Origin of the sequence: Pleionea sp. CnH1-48, from assembly GCF_024124665.1 — a bacterium.
GTDB lineage: Bacteria > Pseudomonadota > Gammaproteobacteria > Enterobacterales > Kangiellaceae > JAMXSB01.
Genome location: NZ_JAMXSB010000009.1, coordinates 104253 through 123720, shown reverse-complemented (window position 1 = coordinate 123720; position 19468 = coordinate 104253). Strand labels below are relative to the sequence as shown.

General features: G+C 43.3%; 22 protein-coding genes. 7 read left to right on the top strand and 15 right to left on the bottom strand.

Annotated features, from left to right (window positions below):
- Positions 1-208 precede the first annotated feature (208 nt).
- Entirely contained in the window at positions 209-445 is a 237-nt protein-coding gene (locus tag NH399_RS15315; RefSeq protein ID WP_253041571.1) for a hypothetical protein, read from the top strand.
- Positions 446-475: 30 nt separating this feature from the next.
- Here NH399_RS15315 and NH399_RS15310 read toward each other — a convergent pair whose 3' ends face one another.
- Entirely contained in the window at positions 476-1435 is a 960-nt protein-coding gene (locus NH399_RS15310; RefSeq protein WP_253041569.1) for a carbon-nitrogen hydrolase family protein, read from the bottom strand.
- Between the two features lie 187 nt (positions 1436-1622).
- Between NH399_RS15310 and NH399_RS15305 the strand changes: the two genes are divergently transcribed.
- From NH399_RS15305 to NH399_RS15295, 3 genes are all read left to right on the top strand, one after another.
- Positions 1623-2537, top strand: coding sequence for a histone deacetylase family protein (locus NH399_RS15305; RefSeq protein WP_253041567.1), 915 nt, complete (start codon positions 1623-1625; stop codon positions 2535-2537).
- 133 nt (positions 2538-2670) lie between these two features.
- Positions 2671-3855 carry a succinyl-diaminopimelate desuccinylase gene (gene dapE / locus NH399_RS15300; protein WP_253041565.1) on the top strand — a complete coding sequence of 395 codons (1185 nt, stop codon included), beginning with the start codon at positions 2671-2673 and terminating at the stop codon, positions 3853-3855.
- A 179-nt stretch (positions 3856-4034) separates the two neighbouring features.
- Entirely contained in the window at positions 4035-4697 is a 663-nt protein-coding gene (locus NH399_RS15295) for a GntR family transcriptional regulator (protein ID WP_253041563.1), read from the top strand.
- Between the two features lie 37 nt (positions 4698-4734).
- Here NH399_RS15295 and NH399_RS15290 read toward each other — a convergent pair whose 3' ends face one another.
- From NH399_RS15290 to NH399_RS15265, 6 genes are all read right to left on the bottom strand, one after another.
- The gene (locus NH399_RS15290) at positions 4735-6597 is read right to left on the bottom strand and encodes a diguanylate cyclase domain-containing protein (RefSeq protein WP_253041561.1); all 1863 of its coding nucleotides are present in this window, start codon (positions 6595-6597) and stop codon (positions 4735-4737) included.
- Positions 6598-6939: 342 nt separating this feature from the next.
- Entirely contained in the window at positions 6940-7413 is a 474-nt protein-coding gene (locus NH399_RS15285) for a peroxiredoxin (protein ID WP_253041559.1), read from the bottom strand.
- Between the two features lie 97 nt (positions 7414-7510).
- Positions 7511-7672, bottom strand: coding sequence for a hypothetical protein (locus tag NH399_RS15280; RefSeq protein WP_253041558.1), 162 nt, complete (start codon positions 7670-7672; stop codon positions 7511-7513).
- A gap of 37 nt (positions 7673-7709) precedes the next feature.
- On the bottom strand, positions 7710-9422 hold the full coding sequence (locus tag NH399_RS15275; RefSeq protein WP_256489582.1) for a lysophospholipid acyltransferase family protein: 1713 nt from the start codon (positions 9420-9422) through the stop codon (positions 7710-7712).
- Positions 9423-9542: 120 nt separating this feature from the next.
- Positions 9543-10358, bottom strand: coding sequence for a UDP-2,3-diacylglucosamine diphosphatase (locus tag NH399_RS15270; RefSeq protein ID WP_253041555.1), 816 nt, complete (start codon positions 10356-10358; stop codon positions 9543-9545).
- A gap of 108 nt (positions 10359-10466) precedes the next feature.
- Positions 10467-11984 (bottom strand): CYTH domain-containing protein, encoded by a 1518-nt coding sequence (locus NH399_RS15265; RefSeq protein ID WP_253041553.1) that lies wholly within the window; start codon positions 11982-11984, stop codon positions 10467-10469.
- 327 nt (positions 11985-12311) lie between these two features.
- Here NH399_RS15265 and NH399_RS15260 point away from each other — a divergent pair, with 327 nt between their 5' ends.
- The 3 genes from NH399_RS15260 (at position 12312) to NH399_RS15250 (ending at position 15114) form a co-directional block, all read left to right on the top strand.
- Positions 12312-12983: a TIGR00153 family protein gene (locus tag NH399_RS15260; RefSeq protein ID WP_253041551.1), complete on the top strand. Its 672-nt coding sequence runs from the start codon at positions 12312-12314 to the stop codon at positions 12981-12983.
- 128 nt (positions 12984-13111) lie between these two features.
- Positions 13112-14389: an inorganic phosphate transporter gene (locus NH399_RS15255; protein WP_253041549.1), complete on the top strand. Its 1278-nt coding sequence runs from the start codon at positions 13112-13114 to the stop codon at positions 14387-14389.
- Positions 14390-14541: 152 nt separating this feature from the next.
- The gene (locus NH399_RS15250; protein WP_253041547.1) at positions 14542-15114 is read left to right on the top strand and encodes a TIGR04211 family SH3 domain-containing protein; all 573 of its coding nucleotides are present in this window, start codon (positions 14542-14544) and stop codon (positions 15112-15114) included.
- Here NH399_RS15250 and NH399_RS15245 read toward each other — a convergent pair.
- The 8 genes from NH399_RS15245 to NH399_RS15210 form a co-directional block, all read right to left on the bottom strand.
- Positions 15111-15494: a hypothetical protein gene (locus NH399_RS15245; protein ID WP_253041545.1), complete on the bottom strand. Its 384-nt coding sequence runs from the start codon at positions 15492-15494 to the stop codon at positions 15111-15113. The two genes, NH399_RS15250 and NH399_RS15245, sit on opposite strands and share 4 nt — an antisense overlap.
- Positions 15479-15943 carry a molybdopterin synthase catalytic subunit MoaE gene (moaE, locus tag NH399_RS15240; protein WP_371876083.1) on the bottom strand — a complete coding sequence of 155 codons (465 nt, stop codon included), beginning with the start codon at positions 15941-15943 and terminating at the stop codon, positions 15479-15481. The genes NH399_RS15245 and moaE overlap by 16 nt, the downstream gene beginning before the upstream one ends.
- A gap of 1 nt (position 15944) precedes the next feature.
- Positions 15945-16190 (bottom strand): molybdopterin converting factor subunit 1, encoded by a 246-nt coding sequence (gene moaD / locus NH399_RS15235; protein WP_253041541.1) that lies wholly within the window; start codon positions 16188-16190, stop codon positions 15945-15947.
- On the bottom strand, positions 16187-16675 hold the full coding sequence (gene moaC, locus NH399_RS15230) for a cyclic pyranopterin monophosphate synthase MoaC (RefSeq protein ID WP_253041539.1): 489 nt from the start codon (positions 16673-16675) through the stop codon (positions 16187-16189). Before moaC ends, moaD begins: the two co-directional genes overlap by 4 nt.
- Before the next feature lie 20 nt (positions 16676-16695).
- The gene (gene moaB, locus NH399_RS15225; RefSeq protein WP_253041537.1) at positions 16696-17214 is read right to left on the bottom strand and encodes a molybdenum cofactor biosynthesis protein B; all 519 of its coding nucleotides are present in this window, start codon (positions 17212-17214) and stop codon (positions 16696-16698) included.
- A gap of 61 nt (positions 17215-17275) precedes the next feature.
- On the bottom strand, positions 17276-18250 hold the full coding sequence (gene moaA / locus NH399_RS15220) for a GTP 3',8-cyclase MoaA (protein ID WP_253041535.1): 975 nt from the start codon (positions 18248-18250) through the stop codon (positions 17276-17278).
- Between the two features lie 264 nt (positions 18251-18514).
- Positions 18515-18931 (bottom strand): DUF1801 domain-containing protein, encoded by a 417-nt coding sequence (locus NH399_RS15215; protein WP_253041533.1) that lies wholly within the window; start codon positions 18929-18931, stop codon positions 18515-18517.
- Between the two features lie 27 nt (positions 18932-18958).
- A complete protein-coding gene (locus tag NH399_RS15210; RefSeq protein ID WP_253041531.1) occupies positions 18959-19432 on the bottom strand; it encodes a hypothetical protein in 474 nt (157 codons plus the stop codon).
- Positions 19433-19468 lie beyond the last annotated feature (36 nt).

The window sequence follows — 19468 nt, the reverse complement described above, 5'->3', positions numbered from 1 at the left end:
CCTGCTTACTGATAGTTGAGAATCTGCCCGGGTAGGAAGTGTGCTCCTCAGTATCTATACCCGAGGTATTTCAAAGTGCAACCAGCACCGCTGCACCTTGAAAGGCGACGTGTATATCTTATACCAGCTTTTTGTTGAGCGTATAGCGATAACTCATTCTGTTTATTAAAATTATTGAGAATAACCAATGGTTAAGAGGACTTAGATAATGGAATTCATGAAATGGTTTGCCCTGATTATGATCGTCTTCACGATTGCGGAGGTACTTAAGTACGCCATTAAACATAAAGCCAGCAGTCGGCAGCCAAAAACCGATCCAGAAGTGGCTCACCTCAAAGAGCGGCTCGCTAGCCTGGAATCTCTGGAAGAGCGTGTAAAGACTCTCGAAAAAATCGTTACAGATCCAAGCGAAACACTCAAAAGAGAAATCAACGGGTTGAGCTAAAGCTTCCCTAATCTACTCTCGATTGAGTCATTAATCCTTTAATACAAGCGTCGATTGTCGCTGGCGATTGACCACCAACTGGGTGACATCAGGTCGAGAGTAATGCCCAGCAGGATCAAAATTCTGTCGCTCTTCATACACCCGAGCATGATCTATGTGAGCAATGATTAAGTCTTCTTTTTCTATCTGCGGCTCAACCACCCACTCACCATCGGGTGCAGCGACACAAGAACCACCATTCGCCAGATATTCACCGTCGCAAGCTGCGACAATATCGTCATAAAAAGGGACACTTTCTGGAATATCAGACACCTTTAGTAGACCGCTCACAGACATGACATAAGAACGACTTTCTTTGGCAATAAACCGGGTAATATCAATCGTATTATGCTCGCCACCCGGCCAAATCGCTACATGCAGATCTTCGCCCTGAGCGTAGAGCGCAGAACGCGCAAGCGGCATCCAGTTTTCCCAGCAGTTTAACCCTCCAACAGTAAAAGCACCGAGCCTGTGAGTTTGTAACCCATGACCATCACCGGGAGACCAACTCAAGCGTTCTTCGTAGGTTGGCATCAGTTTGCGATGAACCGATCCAATATCACCTTCGGCATTGATGTAAACCATACTGCAATACAAGCTGTGCCCACCGCGTTGCGTTGGCCGTTCAATAATCCCAAGATAAACCGCTATCGAATGCTCTTTGGATGCAGCACATACGGCATCCAGATGACCCGCCTCAATCTGCACCGCCTGTTGCGCATAAAAAGCATGCAGCTTCTTCTGTTTTGATGAATTAAATTGGGATCCATTGGTACGCTCTATCCAAAATGGATAACCAGGAGCAAAGGCTTCACCAAAAGCAATCAAGTCAGCACCTTGAGCTGCAGCCCGCTCAATGCAGTCAAGAACCTTTGTTAAAGTAGCTACACGATCAAGCCAAACCGGTGCGATCTGCGCCAAACCAAGCGTCAATTGCGTTTTCTCTTTCACAACCACAGAAGCCTCATTTACCAAGGATAGGTGCTGTTATTCTACTCGGACATTAAACTGACGCAACGAAAAACAGCCGCAGTTCACTACCTTCATCTAAAGCAAGAATCACAAAAGAGTCTTGACACCTAAGCCTTCGAGCACCATAAATGTAAGGGCACATCGATTTGCTGAGCAGGGAGAAAGCATGGGGCTGTATTATCTTTATCATCAACATTGTCTGGCTCACGAAATGGGCAATTCGCATCCTGAAGCACCCGCCAGACTCAACAGCATAGAAAACGCTTTGCAGCAATGCGGGCTGTGGGATGCCTTTTATCATGTTAAAGCCCAACCTGCGACACAAAGACAACTTCAACTGGCCCACCAGACAGAGTATCTGGACTATGTGTTAACTCACGCCCCCTCACAAGGCTACTTACAGCTCGACGCAGACACTCAAATGAACAGCGCCTCGCTAAAAGCCGCACTCTTAGCAGCAGGCTCAGGCCCACAAGCTTTGGACTTGATAGCTCAAGGAGAAGTGCAGCGAGCTTTCTGCGCCATGCGCCCTCCAGGACATCACGCCGAGCACAACAAAGCCATGGGCTTTTGTATTTTTAACAATATTGCTATCACCGCGCTCTACGCTCGACAACAAGGCTATGAACGCGTAGCCATAATTGATTTTGACGTGCATCATGGTAATGGCACTGAGAATATTGTGGCGGGCAAAGATGGGCTCTGGCTTTGTTCCACTTTCCAATCACCTTTGTATCCCTTCAGTGGCGAAGAGCCCTTGGCCGATAATATTTTTAATATTCCTCTGCCTGCAGCAACAGGCAGTGAAGACATTCGAACGATTTGGCGCGAACAGGTTATTCCAGCGATTGCCGATTATGCACCCGATTTATTACTTGTTTCCGCAGGCTTTGACGCGCATCAAGACGACCCTTTGGCCCAACTAAACTTGACCGATGATGATTATGCTTACTTTGGCGAAACACTAAAAGCACAAGCCCAGGCAACCGCCACAGGAAAAGGCATAGCGTTTTTAGAAGGGGGTTATCAACTACAGGCTCTGGGGCGCAGCGTTGCTGCCTTCTTACAAAACTGGCAATAGGAAAAAATATCAACACCACCTTATCCCAAACGCAACGCATCGAACGACATAAAAGCATCATGCGCCATTCATAAAGGTGCAACGCCAGCTCAATAGCCTAGCGATATGGCAATCAATATGATCCTTTTTAACAATGCTTATGCAGCCCTATTTACCGGAAAAAAAATATCGAGCCGAAGAAAGTCTACGCCTTATTCGTTATATTCAAGAGCTGATCCGCAAACCCTCGATAACTCCCAATGACGGCGACTGCATCCCCTGGTTGGCCCAACGTCTGCAACGGCTAGGATTTGAATGCCAGATCTTCAATTTAAACGGCGTCACCAATTTAATTGCCAAGTATGGTGAAGGAAAGCCAGCAATAGGTTTTGTTGGACATACGGACGTCGTCCCAGCAGGAGATGAATCCCGTTGGTTGTATCCTCCTTTTTCCGCCCAAATGCACCAAGGCTTTATTTATGGTCGTGGCGCAGCCGACATGAAAAGTGGCCTCGCCTGCTGGCTAGTCGCTCTCGAACAATTCCTACAAGACAACGCTGATTTTAATGGCAGTTTGTACTTTTTGGTCACTTCAGATGAAGAAGGCGAAGCAGAGTATGGCACGCGCGCCATCGTTGAGCACCTTAAACAACAAAATGTCACTCTTGATGCCTGTATTGTGGGCGAGCCCACAGCCAGTCGTTTTACTGGCGACACAATTAAGGTGGGCCGTCGCGGTGCAATATCAGGTAAACTAACCATTGAAGGCAAAGCGGGCCACGTTGCTTATCCCCATCATATTATTAATCCAGTACACATCATGGGTGAGGTGATCTCAGCCCTCAATCAAATTCAATGGGATCAGGGCAGCCAGGACTTTCCAGGAACCAGTTTGCAGATCACCCATGTGGACTCCGGCGACTTTGTTGATAATGTAAGCCCCCACGTTTGTCATATCCACTTTAACATCCGCTACAGTCACCAATGGTCAGAAAAAAGCCTCAACGAGGTCATCGTTAATACGATTAATCCAGTCGCCGACGAGTACCGTATCAGTTGGGATCGTCCTTGTTTTCCCTACATGACTGACGCTAATACCCAAGGCAGTTATTTATTACCTGCGTTAGAAAAGTCCATCTTTGAAGTGACAGGACACCACCCCGCTTTATCGACCTCTGGTGGCACTTCTGATGGCCGATTTGTTGCCACACTCGCAGGCGAAGTCTACGAAATCGGCGTCCCCAATCAGACCATTCACCAATTTAATGAGCGGGTATCCATTGCCGATCTCATAGCTTTGAGAGATATATACCTGCAATTATTAACTAAAATATTCTAAATATTGGATAACCTAGCCTAATTACCCCTAGCATAAGAAAGGCTATTAGCGGCTTTTTTACCTTCAATTATGGAACTTTGTGGATCATGCGCCTGATTCCTCTTTTCCTTACGGGTCTGGCCTGTTATTTCTATATCTAATGGTTATAATGTCCTATTAAGGAGTATTTAGATCGGCTTATGACAATAGAATATAAAACGAGAACCCAGGCTGTAGCGGAAGCAATTCGAGAGAAAATTCTTAGCGGAGCCATCAAAGGAGGCCAGCCGCTAAGGCAAAATGCGCTGGCGGATGAGTTAAAAGTTAGCAGAATCCCAGTTCGTGAAGCTCTGTTACAACTAGAGGCAGAAGGCTTAGTTAAATTTGAAGCCCACAAAGGAGCCGTCGCGACGGAGTTGTCTCCCGATGAATGCCGTGAGCTTTTTGAGTTAAGAGCCATGCTCGAAACCGAAGTACTGAAGCTAGCCATATCGAATCAACAGCAAGAAGACTGGGATAAAGCCGAAAACATTCTAGATCGCTTTGATTCTCTGCTGAACTCTGGCGAATCTATCGAAAACTGGAGTGAGCTTAATCAGGAATTCCACAATACACTTTACCAACCCTCACATCGTACTTTCACTCTCGATTTAATTCGGTCATTAAATACCAGCTCTGATCGCTATATTCGCCTGCAATTGCTATTAACCAATAAAATCCCGCAAGCAGAGTCAGAACATAGAGAACTGTTGGAGCTATGTCGAGAAGGCAATAAAAGAGCAGCGTGCAAATTACTGAAGCAACATATTGAAGATGCAGGAAACGCCATCGCTTCGTTGATTGAGCAACAGCAAGAAAAGTAAGCCGTCGCCTCTAATCCTTAATAAACAGTTTTTCGCATTAACCGATTGAACTGATCTGCTCACCGTCTGAAGATTTAGCTTTTTGTAAGGCAAGTATGGCTTTTTCGAGTAGCTGGTTCATATCGTTTTCTACCGACTGAGCCACCACTCCAAAACTGGAAGTAAAGGGAAATCCATTCTCTTTCAATGTTTTTGTATAGGCATCAATGCTCATCTTCAATTCTCCAGCTTTAACAAAAGCACTGTCGAGGCTTCGATTTGGCATAACCAACAAAAATTCATCATCACTAATACGCCCAACAAACTCACTGGAACGACAAGAAGTACTGGCCATTCGAGCAATGTCTTTTAACTGCTCATTAGCACTAATATCCCCCAATTGTGAGCCCGCGCTTTTAAGTCCATCCAAATGAAATATTACCAGGCTAAAAGGTTGCTTTAATCGGCGTGACCAGTGCATCAGGCGAGACGCTTCCGTCAATGTTCGGTAACGGTTTGCTATGCCAGTGACATTATCGGAATTGACCAAACGATATAATCTTATTTGCGTGCGAGTTAAAAATAAAAGACTGCCTATGAGAACCAAGGATAACAAACAGGTAGCAACCAACCACTTCTTTTGTGTTTCGCTGGCTGTCTCTCGTTGCTTGATCAGCGCCTTATCAATCTCAATGGTTTTTGCCAATAGTTTCTTTTCAGCGACCTCTCGCTCAACTTCATAACGCACTTTCATTTCGTGGGTTTGCTTTTTATTCGTCTCTTGTACAATTTTTTTATACAAGGTTTTCCATTTCTCGCCCCACAAGGTTGCTTCTTCATACTTACCTTGACGAGACTTTAAGTCAAACATTAACTCATACACATGGACTTTAAAATTGACATCACCGTTTTCTTCTAAAAAGTTACGAGCCTGATCGATGTAGTTTTCTGCTGCCACAATATCCTGCATTTTCATAAGTGTTCCACTGAGCATCGTTAAAGCTTCATACTCGATGTGGCGCAATTGCATTTCTCTTGCTTGCTTAAGTGCCGTTTGCAAATACTCCTTGGCACTGTCTAGTTTATCCTGATGATTGTAGGTTCGCCCCAAGCCTAAATTAGCGTACAACAAGTTCAATGAGTCTTGTCGTAAGATCGACATTTGCTTAAGCTCAGTAAAATATTTTTCCGCAATACCCAATTTATTATTGTTCACAGCATTCGTTGCCAAGGCATACAAAGAAACCGAATAACTGAGCAGGTCATTGACTTTTTTATACAGTGGTAAAGATTGTTCGAAGTAACTGTGCGCCGTTTCATAATCAGCGAAATCGTTGTAGATATTCCCTAATATCACCAAGCAGATTGCTTTGCCTCGGGGATCCTCATCTAACGTTTGGTAAATATCGTAAGCACTTTGTATGGCTGCCAATGCCTCTGCTGATCGCCACTGAACATAATAAACATAAGCCATGTGGTATAGAGCTTGCGCCTCTAATCGGAGCAATGCATTGAGCTTGGCCTCGTGACGACTTTGTCGAAATAAATCCAGAGCGCTGGTAAAGTCTTTTTCTATCAGATAGGAAGCACCTAAATGAATCGATGCCTCAATGCGTAGTGCCACAAACTGCCTATCAGCGATCAATTCCAAGGCAGCTTGTGCATGGTTGCGAGCCAATATGGCTTCTTCTTTCTCAATATAAAGCTCAGCAAGAACAACACTCACCGCTATACGCTGAGCAGTATTTTGGGCATCGCTTAACAATTGTTTGAGTTTGGTTTCCGCTGCATCTGGTTGCTGCAACATAACAGCACGAACCTCATCAAGCTGAGATTGGATATCTCCAACCTCAGCACGGATACTGCTTATGGATAGGCAAACAAAAAAAATAAATACTGTGCGAAATACCGTCACGGTCACCAGTTCACTTTATCAAATGGGTCATATAGAGTCTTTTCCCAGAAGACTACCAACAACTTAACCGCTAAACCAATTCAAACTGTGACAGAGTTCACAGTCTTTTTTGTTACCCCATAAAATGGGAGGTTATTATTTTGGTCAAGTTGTCTAACCCGGTTTAAAACACGACCTTGAAAGAATATTAAAAAAAAACTGAATATAATAGTGACAAATAACCGAGTTACTTAAAATCGACCAGTTTTCAAGCATCCATTTGAGCATTTTTAAGAATCATCCATAAACAATATAAGGTTACTATACCCTTTTAAGCCCTTCCCTGGCATTTATGTTAGCAATGGCAGCTTATAGCTGCTGCAATAGTGTTTCAGCGTTACTCACTTCAAACTGCTTAGGCTCTTCCAAATTCAGCTGGGTCACAACCCCATTATCCACAATCATTGAATAACGACGTGAACGCAGTCCACCAAAACTGCCCGTCTCAACATCCAACCCTAGTGCTTTGGTAAATGCGCCATCACCGTCACCTAACATCATAATGTCTTCGGCATTACTGGCATCACCCCATGCCTTCATTACAAATGAGTCATTCACCGAAACACAAGCGATGGTGTCTACCCCCTTGGCTTTAATCTGATCAGCATGAACCACAAAGCCGGGCAAGTGAGCTTTTGAACAAGTGGGAGTAAAAGCGCCAGGTACGGCAAACACGACAACTTTTTTATTGGCAAAAAGCTGCTCAAAATCAACATCCTGAGCACCGCTTTCGCTTAATAACTGTAAAGGAACATCAGGTATTTTATCGCCTACTGATATCATAAATTATTCTCTTAGTTAGCAAATCAAATAATAAGGTACCAGTTTAGATCTTTAAGAATCATCAAAGCAACTCTCTCTTTCGATCTTTTCGGCTCCCTTAGTCGGGAATAAAATAAAAACGTAACAGGGAATCCATCCCCTCAGAGGTGCGATCAAGGGGAGCAGCTTTGCTAGCTCGATAACACCATTGATACTCCTTGTTTTTTAGCAATACCTTTTGCTTAATTGCATTTTTCCATTTTGTGATCAGGCCTCTCATGATTCTCTCCAGAAATATGTTGATGCCTGATATCCACCTATTCAGGCTTCATATAACGTTTGCGTTTTTTTTCTTTTAACAAAGCAAGGTCCACTAAAACAAGTCCATCGACACATCCGGCAAAGTCGGGATCGATGCCAAAATCTAAAAACTGAACACCGCCTGGTTCGCACAACTCAGTATATTGCTTATAAAGCGTCGGTACCGCACAACCCATATTAGCAAGATAATCTTTCAGTTGTGTGAAGTCGGCCTTGTAATCGTTACCGACAAACTTGGCTCGTAATTCACTTAAGGCATCATCACTGACCTTATAAGGTTGATAAGACTGAGCCATCACCTGGGGTTGTGAAAAATACAACTTATAAAAATAAATCAACAAATCTTTTGCCGCCGCAGGCATATCATTGCTGATGCTTACAGGCCCATAAAGATAACGACACTGAGGGTTAGACTTTAAGAAGGCCCCAATTCCAAACCATAGATAATCTAGACTGCGCTTACCCCAGTATTTAGGCTGGACGAAACTACGTCCTAACTCGAGTGCAGAATCCAGGTAAGACGACATTCCCTCTTTATAATCAAACAGAGTGCTGCTATAGAGACCATCAATACCTTGCTGCTCAATCACTTTTTTTGTTTCACAGAATCGATAGGCTCCAACAATTTCCATTGCATCGCGATCCCATAGGACCAAATGATAGTAGTGGCGATCATAAAGATCCGTGTCACGCTTTTTGCCACTGCCTTCTCCTACCGCACGAAAAGCGACCTCTCGAAGACGACCAATTTCACGTAACACCACAGAGTCAATTAATGACTGACATAAATAGATAAGCTTTTTATCTGGCGTCTCACCGATCAACTGATGTTGTTGCAGCTCTTCATAAACTAGACAAGGACTCTCTGGATGAGCAATAGCCGATTGCGTCTTAAAAACACCCGGTCTATTTTTGCCGATTTTATAAAGGTGTTTTCGGAATAGCTGCACCAAAGGTTTCTTTTTTAGTTTGCCACTTTTAAACTGCTCGAACGGAATCATATCTCCCGCTTTGATGGTCACCGTTTTCTTTGTTTGTTTCATCATCTCTTTGACTAAGAGCAATGTTGCTAACGGCTTATAAACAAACGATGCCAAATAAAATGCCATCGAGTTACGAGCATCAACAAACAATGGAAGTATCGGTGCGTTAGCTGATCGAGCGATATTAAGAAATCCACTGCGCCACTCGCCGTCTTTTACGCCAGAAAAGCTCATACGAGAAACTTCGCCCGCAGGAAAAATAATGACAACGCCTTCGTTTTCTAAGTGTTCATTGATCTTCTTTAAGTTTTCTTTAGGCGTGTTACCTTCCATATTATTTACTGGAAGTATTAAACTATGTAACGGCTTCAATGCCATCAGCATATCGTTGGCAACGACTTTTACGTCATTACGTATCTCGCTGATCAATTTAAGCAGCGCTAACCCATCAAGTGATCCAATAGGATGATTGGCTACAATAACCACTCGACCAGATGCAGGAATACGCTCTCGGTCTCGATTAGAAATCGCATAACTAAAATCAAAGTAATCAAGAGTTTGCTCTACAAAATCAAGACCATCAAGGTGAGGATAATCTTTCTCAAATTGACGACACTCACGCTCATGCAGCAAGTACTTCAGTACCCCTGTCACTAGTTTAAAAAACATAGGTTTTCTAGTGATATCGGGATATTTCTCAGATATTACTTTTTCGACGGTAAACATAAAATCATCGGAGCTTATTACACACTTGCTCAGAATATAAAGACGCAGTGAAAGCCAGGTGACAGAAAAATGTATATTTTATGACAGACAAATCAACGTGCGATAATTAGAGGCAATCGATTACGCTGCTTCATTTAAATCATCCATAGACGAAACTTGTGTTCGATACTGAGAGATAGCTTGTTGCACTTCTGTCCAGCGAACGAGTTCCATATCTCCGTTCAAGTGCTCAACTAATAAAGTACAGTTCTCTATCCAGTCGCCACAATTAGCATAAATTCCTTGCTCAGTTTCGCACAGATCGGGCTGATGAATATGCCCACAAACAACACCATCGAAGCCTTTGTTTTTTGCACACTTGAGTGCAGCACAACGATAACGAGAAATATACTCCTGAGCTTTAGAAACCTTAGACTTGATAAAAGTTGATAATGACCAATAGGGGCGGCCAAAGAGTTTTCGCAATCGACTATAACATCGATTTAAAAATAATAAAAAGTCATACAAACAATCGCCTGTCCAGGTGAGCAAAGGGGCCGCTCTGACGGCACTGTCAAACACATCACCATGAATAACCAACAAACGTTTATTGGCATTAGTTAAGTGATGATACTCTTCAAATAATTCAACTTGAGCAATATTAAGATGCAAATAATCTCGTATGGCTTCATCGTGATTACCAGGAATGTAAACAACACGCGTGCCACTTTGTGCCAGCTCAACAAATTTATTAAAGAGTTTATGATGAGATTCAGGCCAGTAAGCTTTGCGCCTTAACGCCCAAAGATCAACGATATCACCAACCAAAAAAAGAGTATCGCACCGAAGCTGGCTTAAACAATGATATAAATAGTCTGCTTTGCAGTCTTTAGTGCCTAAATGAATATCCGAAATAAAAATGCTGCGATAAATGGCCAACGAAATTGAGCTTTCCATAACTTACCAGTGCATTGCTTTTTACTGGTTATGATACTAGTAAGCATTAAAGACGCTTCAATGACGTAATTTTGAACATTTCTTTTCACACTGCTAGAAAAATAAAATTTAGCCGATTAACCAGTAAGGCTTATTTTTAAAAACAGCGTTCCGAGTTTGTTCCATTGCCTCTAACACCGAGTCATTGCGTTTTTCTAACCAGCGTTCCGTTTCATCGGCGGTTTTTAAATTACAGTCCAGATAGATTTGAGCTGCGTAGAGATTGTATTGTAACTCTCTTATGCCAGCTAACAGATCAAGCCAAGGCTGACGATACTGTTGACGTTTTTTAGAATCGAATAAAGCGCCAAAGAAAAGCCCTAAATCTAATGCTCTGCGTAAGCTAGCCACCTCATCAAGATAGTCACTGGGTTCCATTTTGCGCTTTGGCCCCAAAGAACGCTTTAACTCTTTGAGCATGTGCTCGAGTTGCACTTTGGCAAAAGCCACAATAGGTGCATGTAGCTGTTCTTTATCGCGGTCTTCGATGAAATCTTGCCAACGTTTAAAGAACAACCATTCAGAAATACCCAGCATCACGAGGTTATAACGCTCCGTCGCCTGTAACGCGCGAAAACGCTCAATAGCACTTTCTAGTTGCTTGCGATTTTCTTGCGCTGCAAGAAGAAATGCCTCACCATCAGCGCCGTTTTCTGCCAACATATCTATATGCTGTTGATTACGGGCCACTTCTATGATGGTTTCCATAAACTCAGCAACCCAGTTCCAGTTTGCTCTCAAATCTGATGTTGCATTGCGTGGAATGATACTGCCAAAAACATGGTACACATGCTGGATATAAACCATGGCTCGATACATTTGCAAAATGGCTGTTGCGGCCATGTCAGAATCAAGCAACTGCTCGTAATACTGCCAATGTTTTAATCCCGCAAAACAAATGATCTCAAATGCCTTCTCAGCTTCCATTCCGTGAGTTAATTCGGTAGTAGTCATGCGTCGATGCGTAGCGGGTAAACCGTTACATAATCGATAGCCGCGTCGAGCCTTGCTGGCATTACAAATCAAAAATCCTTTCTCTGAGATCAACTGTCGACTCAAATTAAAAAGATGTTTGGCATCACCTTCTTTAAGCTCTAATTCAACTTCAGAAATATTTAAGGTTTTGCCATCAGACTCGATGGTTCCTATATCTAAGGCAAGCTCAATGCGAGAGCCATCGTCAAAATGCAACTCGGCTTTTTCGCGATGAAAATTCGTATCAAAAACTGCGCGCAGCTCGCCTTCTTCCTGAGCCTCTTCTAACAAGATCTTTAAGTAAGGGTCTTCAACAAGCTCTAAATCCAGCTCTGGTTCAGGCAACAAAGATTCAGATTCGTTACGCTGATGCAATCCGCCAATAGCTTTGCCGGATGACTTAACGGTTTGAATATACTGCTCACCGTCTTTGCGTACACGCAACCCAATACGCAGCTCTCTTAGTTTAAAAGAATCCGTATCAAAATAAGTGTTTTCTAAATGACTTGAACTCCATGGACTTGTTGAGATAACTCCATCGAACGTCATTTCTTTTATGCTGCTGACCAATTCTGGTGGCGCAATCAGTTTTACTTCAATTTCGTTAGCCATCTAGCAGTCTGCCATATAGCACCTTTATGTTGTAATTAAGTCAGTTTACCCAGCCAATGCTACGCTGTCACGCCAAAATTCATGTCAAACTTTTAACAAATTCGAGGTAATTTTTGAGCGGCTCCCTTACTTTTTACCCATACAAACCAGAATCCAATTATTTGATATTGAAAGATATTTTGAATCATCCTTTGCTCCCCCAAAATGTAAAGCACGTCAAAAACAAGCCAAAACACTTTTCCTTCCATGACAATAGGCTAGACTTTAGAGAACTGGATCACTAAAATTCGCGTCACAAAATCACAACAGAAGTGCAAAACAAGTGTCATGAACATTATCAGTGAGTTGTTTGCAGCATCCCCCTTCCGCCCCATGCAGGAACATATCAGCAAGGTGCATGAATGTGTTAGTAAACTGCAGCCATTTATGGAAGCAGTTATAGAGCAACAATGGTCAACAGTGGCCGAGCTTCAACTAGAAATTGCTCATCTCGAAAACGACGCAGATGATCTTAAAAAAGCCATTCGGCTACAACTCCCTGACGGCCTCTTCTTGCCCGTTGCTCGAACAGACCTTTTAGCGCTTCTCACCGCTCAAGATAAAATTGCTAACAAAGCAAAAGACATCGCCGGATTAATGACTGGCCGCCAAATGAAAATCCCTTCAGAAGTGCAGGAATATTTCAAAGCCTACACACAGCGCTGTATCGATGCCTCTGCTCAAGCAGACAAAGCGATTCACGAGCTTGATGAGTTAGTAGAAACTGGCTTTCGTGGCCGCGAAGTGACACTGGTAGAAAACATGGTGTCAGAACTCGATGCTATCGAAAACGATACTGACCAAATGCAAATCAAGCTTCGCCAGCAACTCTTTCAACTTGAGGCAGAGCTACCTCCCGTTGATGTGATCTTCTTATATAAGATCATCGACTGGTTGGGAGATCTTGCCGATCGAGCAGAGAAAGTTGGCTCTCACCTAGAACTTATGCTTGCCCGTTAAGGCAGCGCTTTATCCTTTTTAATCTCCATTTGCTTCAGTCCTTCAGTTAACTCTGATTGATGTCATCTGCAAAATGAGAACAAAAAGATTTGATGACGACTGATTACATTTATCGATAGGAATAATTCATGGATATCATCCAAACCTACGGCTTGATGCTTATCATATTTGGTGCTCTCGTTGGCTTTTTTATGGCCTGGGGTATCGGTGCAAACGATGTTGCCAATGCAATGGGAACATCTGTTGGTTCAAAAGCCATTACTATTAAGCAGGCGATTATCATCGCTGCCATTTTTGAATTCGCAGGTGCTTATTTAGCGGGCGGCGAAGTCACCTCAACCATTCGTAAGGGGATTATCGATTCAACCCCCTTCTTGCCCAATCCCGAGTTGCTTGTCATCGGCATGATATCGGCTCTACTGGCAGCAGGAAGCTGGCTTGCGATTGCATCTGTTAAAGGCTGGCCGGTCTCTACCACTCACTCTATCGTTGGTGCCATTATTGGTTTCGCCGTTGTGGGTGTTGGTATGGACGCAGTGAACTGGGGCAAAGTCGGTGGCATCGTCGGAAGCTGGATTATCACTCCTGCTATTTCTGGTGTTATCGCTTATCTAATCTTTATGAGCGCACAGAAGCTCATTTTCGATACAGATAACCCACTTAAAAATGCTAAACGTTATGTGCCAATTTATATGGGTATGGCAGGCTTTGTATTGTCACTGGTAACCATCAAGAAAGGCCTGAAACATATCATTAAAGATCAAGACTTCTCGATCTCTACTTCAGAAGCCTATCTTTATGCCGGTCTTATCGGTGTTGCCATTGCTATCATTGGTGTTCTTTTTATCAAGCGAATCAAGATTGATCCTGCTGCTGATCGCGAGATGCAGTTTAACAACGTAGAAAAAGTGTTCGCTGTTCTTATGGTAGTGACAGCCTGTTGTATGGCTTTTGCTCACGGCTCTAACGACGTTGCTAACGCGATTGGACCTTTAGCCGCTATTGTTAATGTAGTGCAGAATGATGGTGAAATCGCCAAGAAAGCGGCTCTAGCCTGGTGGATTCTGCCTCTGGGTGGTATCGGTATTGTCGCTGGTCTGGCTCTCTTTGGCCACCGAGTCATGGCGACCATCGGTAAGGGCATTACTCATCTTACGCCAAGTCGTGGCTTCGCTGCCGAGCTAGCTGCTGCAACGACAGTAGTTCTGGCATCAGGAACCGGACTGCCGATTTCGACCACGCAAACGCTGGTTGGTGCAGTATTAGGTGTGGGTATGGCTAAAGGCATTGCTGCTTTGAATTTAGGTGTGGTGCGAACCATTTTTGTCTCCTGGGTTGTTACCTTACCCGTGGGCGCCTTGTTCTCAGTAATTTTCTTCTTCCTGCTCAAAGCCGCTCTCGTATAATTCCTCTAGTGGTCGACTCACTGTCGGCCACTCTCCTCCCCCTTCCCATTTCGTAAATATCAGAACCCCGTCACTGCTCTCAGGTGATTAAACACTGTGACAGATCGTCAGATTGGCTTACAATGTTTTAAAATTGTGGTCGAGGAAATACCATGTCTACCTTGGTTAAATTCATTCTTTTTACAGCTGTTGCATTTATTTCGGCAGCCCAGGCGAATCAAGTAGCCTATGTCACTAATGACTTGAAAATCCATGTTCGTAGTGGCCCTACTGATGGTTATAGAATCAAATACTTTTTGCTAGCCGGTGATGCCGTCACTCTGAATGGCGAAGCTGAAAATGGCTACCAGCCTATCCTTGATGCTCGTGGTAGAGACGGTTGGCTTGAAGCCAAATATGTATCCCCAATCAAGGGGGCAAAAATTGCTCTGTCCGAAGCAAATCAAGAAATCCAGCGGTTAAAATCCAGCCATAAAGCTCAAGTGACAGAACTCGAAAATCGTATAGCCAACCTGTCATCTTTGGCTAAAAAGGCAGCGACTTCTCAACAAACCATTAGTAAGCTGCAAACCGAACTCAACTCCGTAAAGCAACAAAATGACCTTATTTCTGGACGATTTAAGCAAGAAACTTTTTTTGCTGGGGCAGTCGTCGTTTTGGTTGGTGTAATCCTCGGAATAGTGTTTGGAAGAGCGACACGAAAGAAAAATACGGGCTGGAGTTAATCTTCAGTCCGACACACTGAGGGACGATAAATATCTGGCATGGAGCCGCCACTGCAATCCCAATAACCATCAAAGTCGATGATAATAGTTCGTCCATTTAAAGTTTTGTCTGAGTGCTTAAAATGCAAAACAAACATTGGGTCCGAGTAATACTCGATATTTAGAATGTCGTCGGGGAGCGGCTCTAGTTTAAGCCGTTTTTTCTCCGGCCAACGTTCATTTTTCTGAAAGTATTTAAAACTCTGATTAAGCTTAGGCTCAAGCCAAAGCAGTCCTTGATGCACTGTCTCAGAGAAGTTTCTATCTTTCGCAGCGACTTCCTCTGCAAAACTCACCATCGCAATACAAAAAATAATGAGTGAAGCTACTTTGCTAGCCACTTTTGCGCCGCTGTTTGATCGGAAGCTCTAGCTTCAACCCAATGCTCCCCCTCTTTAGATTGTTCTTTTTTCCAGAAGGGGGCCTGAGTTTTTAATAGATCCATAATAAACTGTGCCGCCATAAAAGCATCAGCACGATGCATAGCACTGACTCCCACGAATACAATGGGGTCATTGATGGCTAAATCGCCCACACGATGTATAACCCGAACGCGACCCAACGACCATTGTTGGTTTGCTTGCTCGACAATATCTGCCAACACTTTTTGTGTCATGGCAGGATAATGTTCTAATGTCAGTTGCTTAATGTTTTTACCTTGATTGAAATCTCGGACTAATCCAATAAAAGTGACGACGGCCCCATCCGTTGGATTATCTTGGTAAAGCGCATCTGTCTCTGCGGCAATATCAAATAATTTTTCATCGACAAGAATATAGGGCTGGCTCACATTATCCTCCGGTAACCGGCGGAAAAAACGCCACTTCGTCATTGTCTTTAACAAGAGCTTCATCGGTTTGCATTTCTTGGTTAACCGCAGCCAGAAGATTACCAGCAAATGCTTTGCCCCAACGCTCATCTTTATTAGCCAGTATTTCTTTTACTTTGCCAACTGTTAAACTAGATTGCTCGGCCAAGTCGATGGACTCACACCCTAATTCTTCTCTCAGCTGAGCAAAAAATAAAACCTTAATCATTGGCTCGCTCCCAATGACCCGTTTTGCCTCCTTCTTTTGCCTCCTTCTTTTGACAACACCTGAATGCCGCTAATTGTCATGTCAGGATCAACCGCTTTGCACATATCAAATAAAGTTAAAGCTGCAACAGATACTGCTGTTAGAGCTTCCATTTCGACACCGGTTTGGCCACTTAATTTACACAGGCTTTCGATGCGTACACGATTTTTATCCGCCTCGATGTAAAAGTCGACTTGCACCTTGCTCAACGCCAAAGGATGACACAAAGGTATTAAGTCGGAACAACGTTTTGCTCCCTGAATTCCAGCGATTCGTGCGACAGCAAAGACATCTCCTTTGGCATGTTCCCCTGATTGAATAAGCTCCAGTGTACGTGGTTGCATCGACACATAACCTTCAGCAACCGCTTTACGTTGAGTAACCGACTTATCGCTTACATCCACCATATTGGCTTCGCCACGATCATTTAAATGAGATAAAGACATTAATTACCTTACTACTGTTTTTATTCGGGGCGGAAGGTGACGTGATGAACAAAATTACAGGGTTTATAGTTAGAGTTAAGCTGTTGCTCAATAATAGAATCCCACGCCGTACGACAGGCATTAGTAGAACCCGGCATGCAAAAGATCACCGTGTGATTGGCAATACCCGCGAACGCTCTTGATTGAATCGTGGAAGTACCAATTTGTTCATAAGAAATATGACGAAATAACTCGCCAAATCCATTCACCTCTTTATCGAATAATGGCATTAACGCTTCTGGTGTAGAGTCACGGGTAGTGAACCCCGTTCCTCCCGTTACCAAAATAGCATGCACTGATGTGTCAGCGATCCATTCAGAAACAACCGCCCGCATTTGATAAACATCATCTTTAACAATTTTCTTGTGGAGCAACACATGCTCTGCTTGTGTCAGTTTATCTACTAACAGATTGCCTGACTTATCCGTTTCTTCTGTACGAGTATCAGACACGGTTAAGACACAAATATTTAATGGCACTGTTTTATCTTGCTGTGACATTTAAAACCTCTTTGAGTAACAGTCTATTTTCTTTTTGCCTTGTAAGCTTGCTCATCATTCCTTAGCCTCCCAACATGGCTAAATGTCGAGTCGCGCCGGTTTTTCCTGCATGCAAAAAGTGGCTGTCTTTTTTTAGCGTAACAAATTCATAAATTTTTTGTTGCAATAGTTCTTGCGCTTCAGGGCGACACCAATGCCTTAAAGAAAAACCTTCTTCTCCGAATAAACAGAGGTGTAACTTGCCTTGTGATGACACTCGTAGACGATTACAACTTTTACAAAAATCTTTACTGTACGGCATAATCAAACCGATTCGACCAGCAAAGTCAGGGTGCATATATTCAATTGCTGGGCCCGCCGTTTTGCTGCGTGCAACAGGAATCCAATTATCTTGCAATAAAAACTGCTTAAGCTCTTCACCAGAAACATGATTACGGCGAAAAAACTTTTCGTTGTCTCCCGTTTGCATTAATTCAATAAATCTGAGAGTCACAGATTTATTTTTTACCCAGTGCACCAACTGAGAAAATTCACCTAAGTTATATTCTCGCATCAGCACACTGTTAATCTTCACTTTTTCAAGACCACTTTGCAGCGCTAAATCAATGCCCTGCAAAATCTCTTCTAGACGATCATGCCCAGTGATACTTTGAAACATGCGCGGATCAAGACTATCCACACTGATATTGAGTCGGTCCAACCCCGCATCCACCCAGGATTGAACAAACTTAGGCAACTTGTAACCATTGGTTGTTAAAGCGACGGATTGAATACCAGGCGTTTGTTTGCAGATACGAATAATGTCTGTTAGATCACGCCGAATGCTGGGCTCTCCCCCGGTAATGCGAATTTTTTGTGTTCCTAAACGGGCAAAGGTTGCCACCAGAGAAGAAATTTCTTCAAGGCTTAAGTGAGATTCAAGAGAATGACAGTCCTGATTTCCATCCGGCAAACAGTAGTTACAACGAAAGTTGCAGATATCGGTTACCGACAGCCGTAAATAACGAAATTCACGACCTTGTTGATCTTGCAGCATAAACCACCTTTGCAAACACAATAGGCTCAATCACTTCTGATAGGCCAGATAATACCTGGTAGAAGCCTCTCTCTGACCAGACAATTCGTTTGAAGTTTAACGATTAACTATAAGACGTCGCTCAGCAGCAATCATTACACGCTGCGCCTAAGTTTATAGCCATCGCCTTTCTTTGATTACTTTTTTAGCTATGTATAGCACGTAGCATACCAAGATTACGAACGATTAGTAGCTCGCCATATCGATAAGGAGCCTCGATTGGACTCAGGCATGTTTTTTCTTAAGGTCTTTCACCGATTGCTGAACCAGCTTTTTTAGTACTTTGGGATCAACATCGGTGAGCTTTTTAATATAAAGACAAGATTTACCCGTTTTGTGTTTTCCCAACTGCTCCATCAGTTCCGGATAGTCAGAAAAACCGGGCATAATGTAAATAGACAGGTTGTTTTTGCGAGGAGAAAATCCCGTAAGAAACCACTCACCAGGCTTCCCATTAGCATACTGATATTGATATCGCCCAAAACCCACAAGAGACTTGCCCCACATCTCTGCTTTACTACGAGTCACCTTTGACATCATCTCCATCAGATATTCACAATCGGCTTTTTGTTGCTCATCTTCAATGCTCTCGAGATAAGCACTCACATCACCATCATTAACTTTTGTTTTAAGTTCTGCCATTCAATCAATCTCTAAAAAAGATAAACCTTACTCCACAATTAATTCTCGCCACCCAGAATTAGGCTTGTCGCCATAGCAATCTAATATGGCTCTGGCAACATATCGATGCTGACAATAACGCCCATGATAGGTGGGTTCTGCACTTTTAGGCAACGTAATATCGAGAACCCATTCATGCTGCTGACCTGCTTTTAGAGTAACGGAATCTTCAACTGGATACTCGCTGGCAACGGTTGTGTGTGAGGCGTGAATCGTCTCTCGACGCCTTTCGACAACACTGCCTTTATCATAAAGGACTTCTGTATCGGGGATTTCGATCTCTTCTCGTCCTCGTACCTCAAGATAAATGCGTTTGACTTCAATATCATGCAAGCTGGATTCCGCACTGATTTTTATACTGAAAGATTTACTTCGCTGACCGCCATCGATTTCGATGTAAATGCGGGCATGCTCGCCAGTAATCACCTTTTTCGTTGTGTGAGCTTTATTTAAAAAACCCATGTGTGCCTCCCTGACAGAATCAAGTCACAGTTATCA